The 7536-nt window shown below is 59.4% G+C and carries 6 protein-coding genes and 2 pseudogenes; 2 read left to right on the plus strand and 6 right to left on the minus strand.

Annotation, left to right across the window (positions count from 1 at the left end; genetic code table 11):
* Positions 1–1281: 1281 nt before the first annotated feature.
* The 3 genes and pseudogenes from KJQ96_RS37595 to KJQ96_RS42490 all read right to left on the minus strand — a co-directional run bounded on the left by KJQ96_RS37595 (position 1282) and on the right by KJQ96_RS42490 (position 4062).
* Positions 1282–1464, minus strand: coding sequence for a hypothetical protein (locus KJQ96_RS37595; RefSeq protein WP_213255925.1), 183 nt, complete (start codon positions 1462–1464; stop codon positions 1282–1284).
* An 853-nt stretch (positions 1465–2317) separates the two neighbouring features.
* Positions 2318–3857 (minus strand): annotated as a pseudogene (locus KJQ96_RS42485) (acyl-CoA carboxylase subunit beta).
* Between the two features lies 1 nt (position 3858).
* Positions 3859–4062: an acetyl-CoA carboxylase biotin carboxyl carrier protein subunit gene (locus KJQ96_RS42490; protein WP_375293265.1), complete on the minus strand. Its 204-nt coding sequence runs from the start codon at positions 4060–4062 to the stop codon at positions 3859–3861.
* Here KJQ96_RS42490 and KJQ96_RS37610 point away from each other — a divergent pair.
* A complete protein-coding gene (locus KJQ96_RS37610; protein WP_213255943.1) occupies positions 4021–4314 on the plus strand; it encodes a hypothetical protein in 294 nt (97 codons plus the stop codon). The two genes, KJQ96_RS42490 and KJQ96_RS37610, sit on opposite strands and share 42 nt — an antisense overlap.
* Positions 4315–4363: 49 nt before the next feature.
* On the opposite strand, the gene KJQ96_RS41080 is transcribed toward KJQ96_RS37610, so the two are convergent.
* From KJQ96_RS41080 to KJQ96_RS37620, 3 genes and pseudogenes are all read right to left on the minus strand, one after another.
* Positions 4364–4930 carry a hypothetical protein gene (locus KJQ96_RS41080; protein ID WP_249727136.1) on the minus strand — a complete coding sequence of 189 codons (567 nt, stop codon included), beginning with the start codon at positions 4928–4930 and terminating at the stop codon, positions 4364–4366.
* Positions 4931–5924, minus strand: a pseudogene (locus tag KJQ96_RS42495) (biotin carboxylase N-terminal domain-containing protein); the annotation flags it as partial.
* Positions 5925–5977: 53 nt separating this feature from the next.
* Positions 5978–6280, minus strand: coding sequence for a LexA family transcriptional regulator (locus tag KJQ96_RS37620; protein ID WP_213255929.1), 303 nt, complete (start codon positions 6278–6280; stop codon positions 5978–5980).
* A 37-nt stretch (positions 6281–6317) separates the two neighbouring features.
* Here KJQ96_RS37620 and KJQ96_RS37625 point away from each other — a divergent pair.
* Positions 6318–7434 (plus strand): IS630 family transposase gene (locus KJQ96_RS37625; RefSeq protein ID WP_249735028.1). Its coding sequence is split into 2 segments (ribosomal slippage): positions 6318–7265 and positions 7267–7434, totalling 1116 coding nucleotides; the frame shifts between segments, so codons are not numbered across the junction.
* Positions 7435–7536 lie beyond the last annotated feature (102 nt).

Below are 7536 nucleotides of genomic sequence, written 5' to 3' on the forward strand. Positions count from 1 at the left end.
CACGATATGCCGCCTTTCCGATTCCCGCCGTCACCAACTTTCGGCGATAGCTCCATCGCGCCGGCTCGATGCCACTCGCTCGACCTGCCGCTTCAGATCGGCCATAACGGCGTGAAGCCCGCATGACGATCAGGCACCGCCTCTCAGTCCCGCGTTTTCCGGAGCCGGGGATACAGGGTGGGCGGGCAAGGAATGGCAGGGCCCATGCGCAGGCCTCCCATTGTTTCTAAGGTGCGGACGATCGTTAGACCAGCATTCTCAAGGGCATCCAGGATAAGCCGGCGGGTCGGTTGGTGTTCGCCGGTCAGGGCGCCGTACGCCTCCTCGCGCTCAGCGAGCTTGTGCTCAGTATATTCGCCGCAGACATTGCAGGATCATCGGTCGACCGCTCCAGGGATCATGCGATGCGATTTCGCACCAGTTATCGGAGTTGCATTTCGGACACTGCATGGGCGGGGGCTCCTGGCGGGTTCTCAGCTCGCGGGCACTTGGGCAGCTTACCTCTGCAGAAGCATCGGGGGGTGTGGAGCTCGTCTCGGACATTCCAAAAGCGAATAAAGCTAGCGAGGCCAGCGCGGAAGAAAGCGAACAGACGTGGCAAACGCGCGCGGTCTTTGCAGCGCGCTAGCGGCGTGCCTTTTGGATCCTTGGTGGCTCACAAGTACTGAGCCTCGAAACCGCCCTTTCAGCTGCGGCGCAGGCGAACATTGCGAGCAAAGCGAGCGCGGCCCCCAACGCAAAGGACAGCGTTGCTGAGGCGAGGGCGCCGATAAGGCTCGGATCGATTGTGGCTCTGGTTGATATACGTTCGAGGAACGCCAAGACTGCAAGCGCAGCTCCACAGTTGATCAATATCAGAGCGCAAAGCGCAAACGGGACCGAATCGAGGGCTGCCCTTTTGACAAAGCTGCGAAGTCCGCCGTTGTGAAGGGCGCGCTGAGTATCTTCGCGGTTCGGGCCGTGATGCCATTTTCCATCTTTTACCACCTGCTCGCGACCCGAGTGTTCTTCAAGCGCTATGTGTTTGTTGGCGTTGTCCACTAAGTGTACTCCTGGACCCGCTCGGGGGGCGACGAAAACATCGATTCGGCCGCGCGCGAAGAGCGAATCCGGCCTAAGGCGATAGCCCGGTTGCGTGTTTGCGACAGCACATCGCGTTCGTTCAACGACATATCGGCATCCGATACTCATAGATCATCATTTGCGTGATGACGTCGTACGGGCACAGACCATTTCTGAAACCGTTCGCAGTGCTGCGTGAGGTTGCCAGACTTCAGCGGCTCACTGGTCCACACCGAAACTGGTTTGAAGCCCATCTCTTCTAGCTGCTTCGAGAGTGTCGACGATGGGCACATTGAAACCGGATCCGCCTGTCCTCAGATGAACTGACAACAACGCCGCCACGATTGCGATTAAAACCGTGGAGAGCGCCATCGATACCTCGCCGGTATTCGCCAGCAGCAAGCCAGCGATCCCTCACCAATGCTAGCGTTCGAGCTGCGTCATCCAAGGCGATGATGGGAGTTGTCATCAATCAAACGGCGGCTTCTGGGTGGCATTCAATCCCTCGCTTCAACGGGACGGTGTTTGTTCTGCAGTACGGGACGACGGACCGGAATCGTGGTGGTGCGGTCAGGAATCCATCAGGGGGCACACGGATATTCCTATGACGCCCAGCGATCTGTTACGGCGCCGATCGGGGATGCGCGGATTACTCTGCTCTGCTTCTGACTGTCCTCTGTATCTTGCTCTGGTAGTTTCGGTGAAACGCTTTCGCGCTCACCCTGGTCTTCCTCGCCGCAATCCTGCTCGCGATGATCTCTCCGGTCTTGTGCGACCCGTTAAGGGACGCACGCACCGCTCCGACCGCACCGCAGTCGTTGTAATCGGCGTCGATGTGCGACGGCGCGCCGAGGCTGGACATTTCTTTCGGCTTGCCGCGCCTGATCTGTGTGGGCGAACGCGATGCATGGTGACGTTGATCGAGCGGATGCCGGCAAGGAAGCGGCCGCTGGCTTCGAGCTCGGGGCCAGCGTGCGCCGCGCGCGTCAGCGCGAGCAACGCCGCGGCGAAGGTAATGCGTTTCACTTGTCTTCCTTTCCGTTCGGTGTGGAGGTAGACCGGCCGCCGATTTGAAGCCAGCCAGATCGAGGGTGGGTATAATCGGCGCCTTGCGCTTTGCGATTATCGCGCCGACTTCCATTTCATGTGCGGCTGGATCGCGCTGCTCTACCTCGATGATCCCGCCAAGGCGGCCCTGATCCGATCGCTACATTCTGAACACGCCGCAATGTGGCGCCTCAATCGGTGTATTGAGCTAAGCGCTCAGGACGACTGCGAGCGCGTTTCTGGTGTCGACAGGATCAAGAATGCCGTCGTCCCAGATTTCGGAAGTTGCATAACAGGCGCTCGATCGTTCCCGATACTCTTCCAGAATCGGCTCTCGAATAGCTGCCAACTCCTGCTCAGACAGGCGTCCACCCTCGCGGGTTAATTGTCTTGCCTTGACATGGGTGAGCACGCCTGCTGCTTGCTCTGCACCCATCGCAGAAATCTGAGACTGCGGCCAGGTGAATATAAAGCGTGGATCGAAAGCCCGCCCGGCCATAGCGAACGTCCCCGCTCCGTAGGAGCCGTTGCAAACGACCGTGAACTTGGGCACCGACGCCCCAGAGACGGCCATGATCAGCTTGGCGCCATCCTTGGTGATGCCGCGCCGTTCGTATTCGCGGCCGACCATGAAACCCGTGATATTCTGCAGAAAGAGCAGGGGCGTTCGGTTCTTGTCGCACAATTGGATGAAGTGAGCGCCCTTCAGCGCACTGTCGCTGAACAGCACACATTGTTTGCAATAACCCCGATCTGATATCCATAAAGCCGCGCGAAGCCGCACACCAGAGACTCGCCATAGAGAGACTGGTATTCGTGGACCGGGTGCCATCCACCAGACGGGTGATGATCTCCCGCATGTCGAACTGCACTCGAGGATCCCTGGGAATGATGCCGTAGAGTTCGGACGCGTCGTACGCCGGCGGTTCAGGAGAGACTCGATCCATCGAGGCTTTCGTGGCACGATTGAAGCGAGCGACATGTCCCGTGCGATGGCAATCGCGTGGATCTCGGAGCTTGCGAAATAGTCACTCGTCCCAGACACGCTGGTATGCATATGAGCGCCACCAAGCTCTTCGGCGGATACCGTCTCGCCCGTGGCGGTTTCATGACCGGGGGGCCTCCTAGAAAAATCGCGCCCGTTCCCTCCACGATGATGTTGTAGTCGCTAAGCGCCGGAACGTACGCCCCTCCCGCGGTGCAATGACCCATTGCGATGGCGACTTTGAGAGAATGGACTGATTGCGGAAGAGTCGACCCGCGTAGTATCGATCCGCGAAGAACTCCGCCTGCAAAGGCAGGAAACCACCAGCACAGTCGCACAGATGAACCACTGGCAGACAGTTCTCGATCGCTATGTCCAAGGCCCGCACGATCTTCGTGACAGACAACGGATACCATGCGCCGCCCTTCACGCTGGCGTCATCCGCGTGAACAATGACCTCGCGACCCGCTACGATGCCGATGCCGACGACCTGCGCAGCGCCAGGCACCTCGCCGTCGTAAGCCTTGTTAGCGGCTAGCGTCGAAAGCTCGAGGAACGGAGTTTCTGGATCGGGCAAAGCCTCGATCCGATCACGTACAAACAACTTGTTTTGCCGATGCAGGCGCTCAAGGTCTCGTTCAGGACGGTTGAAGCGGACGACACGTTGTCGTTCCTTCAATTCGGCCGCAAGTCGTCTATTGTGGAGTTCGTTGAGGCGGAATTCGTGAGATTTGACATCCGCTGCAGAAGCGATCCGCTGCATCTCAACGCCCTTCCTCTGAGAGCGTAACCAGCACTGCGCCTCGCTCGAAGCTCTCGCCTCCGTTGAAGTGAATTCGGTCGATCACGCCGTCCCGTGGAGAGCGTATGATGGTTTCCAACTTTATGCTCTCGATTTTCATCAGCGCCGTGCCTGCGGAAACGGGTTGACCAGGCGAAACGCTGGTCGTAACGACGAGACCCGGCATTGGCGCGCTGGCCAGGAGATGATCTGCCTCATTATTCGCGCAAGCGAGCGTTCTCAACGGGTCGCGGTAGTGCAAAATGCGCGTCCTGCCGCGGATGTGCACGTGAATAACCTCGCCGTCGATGGCGAACCTGACCGGTTCGCTTTCGCCAGCGATGGTAAGGACGCCGCAAACGTCGCCTTACTGGGAGAACACGATTGGGCCAATCACTTTGTTACTCAAGAGAAGGCGATAGCCCTGTTGGCAACGTGAAAGCGATAACTGATAATCTACGCCATCAACTTCAAAATAGTGTTTCACGTCAGTTTCTCCAGCTGCCCAGCGCTGCGTGAAGCTCGGGCACGGCATCTGTCCATTCGCGGATAGGTCTCGTCAGGAGGGCGGCTGTGGCGAGGAAGGCAGATAAGTCGGACGCAGGCTCGGCCGATGCGATGTGCGGATTTTCCTCAAGATATCCCGTATGGACGTGTCCGCTCAGAAATGCCTCGTCGCGGAGGATACGTGTGAGAAAGTTTGCATTTGTCTCGCAGCCGAGAAGCACCAGCTCCCGCATCGCGCGATGGGCCTTCAGCGCAGCCTCAATGCGCGTCGGCGAATGCGCGATGATCTTTGCGAGCATGGGATCGAACGCTGTCGTGATCTGCTGGCCTTGCAAGATGCCGCTGTCGATCCGTGCGCCGTCGCCGTCCGGGTACTCAAGAACAAGTACCTTACCAGTCGTCGGAACATATCCACGTTCCGGGGCTTCCGCATACAGTCTAGCCTCGATCGCGTGTCCTCTCGAGACGATATTGGACTGCGAAAATCCAAGTTCGCGGCCCGCGGCGACATAGATCTGTTGAGCAACAAGATCGATGCCGGTGATCATCTCGGTCACAGTATGCTCGACTTGCAGACGCGTATTCATCTCAAGAAAATAGAACTCTCCACCGTCAAAGATGAATTCGACAGTGCCTGCGTTTCGATAGTTGGCGGCGCGCGCGATGCTGGCGGCGTTTCGCAGACCCGCTTGCGCAACTCTGGCGACAGTGCGGGCGACGGCGCCTCCTCGATGATCTTCTGGAACCGGCGCTGCACCGAGCACTCTCGCTCAAAGAGATGGACCACGTTTCCGAAGGAGTCGCCGAGCACCTATACTTCGATGTGCCGCGGGTTTTCGACATATCGTTCGACGTAAAGCCGGCCATCGCCGAAGTACCTCTGCCCCTCACTGCGCGCCTGCGCAATCGCGTCCTCCAGGGTAGCGAGGTCGCGTACGATCCGCATGCCCTTGCCGCCACCGCCCGCCGATGGTTTCACCAGCAAAGGAACTCCAACAGCTCGCGTCCTGAATGTGAATGTCGCTGGATCATCTTCTTCGATCGCCGAAGGTGCGACCGGAAAACCGTTCCGCTGAACGAAGTTGTGGGCCCGGATTTTATCGCCCATCAGTTCTATGCTTTCAGGGGCGGGCCCGATGAACGCAATGACCGCCTTTATCACGGCCCTGGCGAACTCAGCATTCTCGGAGACAAATCCATAACCCGGATGAAGGGCGTCGGCGCTCGCCTTGTGGGCAGCAGCGATGGCGCGATATCGAGATAGGCAGCTATTGGCGTGCGACCGCTGATGGCAATCGCCGTGTCAGCCATGGAGACAGCCGGCGTCCCCGCATCGGCATCGTGGTAGACAATTGCAGAGCGAAGCCCCAGCCTTCGCAAAGTCTTGATGATTCGTACGGCAATCTCGCCTCTGTTGGCGATCAGAATGGTGTGGAAGGGTAACGTATGCATTTCGCCTATTCGTCCAAGCAAGTGCCCGATGCCGGGAGTTCCGTCAGTCGCAAGCGGTTGGTGCCGCCTCAATTGCCCGCGCCCTTTCATCTGTCCTCATCCAGCGTTGCCGTCCTGGAATTCAGCCGGGGACTAGTACCTCGTCACAATGGTTCTGACTGGTTGATTCCGAGCCAATCTAAGATGGGCAGGTCTTCCGGAGGCACGAGGATTTGGATGCTTCGGGCGATGCCGGGTTGACGGCTGATGAGACCATTTCGTTCGAGCGTCACGATCATCTGGTGTACCGAGGGCGGACTGACTTGAAAGTGGCGCTGCATGTCGGCCTCGGCGGGCGGGCGCCGGAACATGTGGGCGTAGGTGTAGATGAAAGCCAGGTACTGGCCTTGCTTTTCCGTGAAGCCTTGAGCGCTGAGGCTGCGCGCGGCGCCTGATTTTCGATTCATTTGTCGATTCGTCCGGTCCTCCAACAGGGAGGTCGGGATGAATGTACGTTATCGGGTCGAACTGAGCCAAGCCGAACGCAGTGAACTCACCGCGATGTTGAGCAAGGGCAAACGGGCCGCCCGCAAACTCAAGCGCGCCCAGATATTGCTGGCAGCCAATGCCGGCTGCAGCGATGAAGAAATTGCGCGCACGGTAGCGGTGAGCGGTTCCACCGTGTACCGGACCAAGCGGCGTTTCGTGGAAGGCAATCTGGAGCGGGCGCTGAGCGAGGAGCCGCGTCCTGGGGCGGAGCGCAAGCTCACCGGCAAGGAGGAAGCCCTGTTGGTGGCCACCGCCTGCGCGAGTCCCCCGCAGGGCCGCGCTCGCTGGACGCTGGAGCTTTTGGCCGGGGCGATAGTCAATCTCACCGATCACGAGAGCCTGTCAGGCGAGACGGTGCGCCGGCGGCTGGCCGCAAACGGTCTTAAGCCCTGGCGCAAGGATATGTGGTGCATTCCAAAGGTCGACGGCGAATACGTCGCCCGTATGGAAGACGTGCTCGACCTCTATGCCGAGGCGCCCGATCCCGACCGACCGGTGGTCTGCTTCGACGAGAGCCCGGTCCAGCTCATCGGCGAGGTTCGCCAGCCGATCCCACCCGAACCGGGCCAGCTCGAACGCTACGATTGCGAGTACCGCCGCAACGGCACCGTCAATCTCTTCGTCTGCATCGACGTCCATTGCCCTTGGCGCAAGGTCAAGGTCGCCGAGCGGCGGACGGCAGTAGACTACGCCCACTGCATGCGCGAACTCGTCGATGTCCATTATCCCGACGCCGCGTGCATCCGGGTGGTGCAGGATAATCTGTCGATCCACTCCGTAGGCGCCCTCTATGAGGCATTCGCACCCGCCGAAGCCCGACGGATTCTGCGCCGCCTGGAGTTCCACTACACCCCCAAGCATACCAGTTGGCTCAACATGGTCGAGATCGAGATCGGCGTGCTCCGCGGGCCAGTGCCTGGACCGCAGAAACGACGACCCACACTGGCTCCGCCGCGACGCCTGGGAACGACAACGAAACGCCGCCGGCGCTCGCATCAATTGGATGTTCACAACCGAGAAAGCTCGCGCCAAAATGGGCCGCGCCTATCCCGTCGCTGCCAAAGAGTCATAATCACTGTGACGAGGTACTAGATCATCGTTTTCTTGGTTCGAATCATATCAGGCGGCGTCGGCGAGTTTGTAGGACCAAGTATGGACGACGGGATGGCGATTG

Source organism: Bradyrhizobium sp. sGM-13 (assembly GCF_018398875.1).
GTDB lineage: Bacteria > Pseudomonadota > Alphaproteobacteria > Rhizobiales > Xanthobacteraceae > Bradyrhizobium.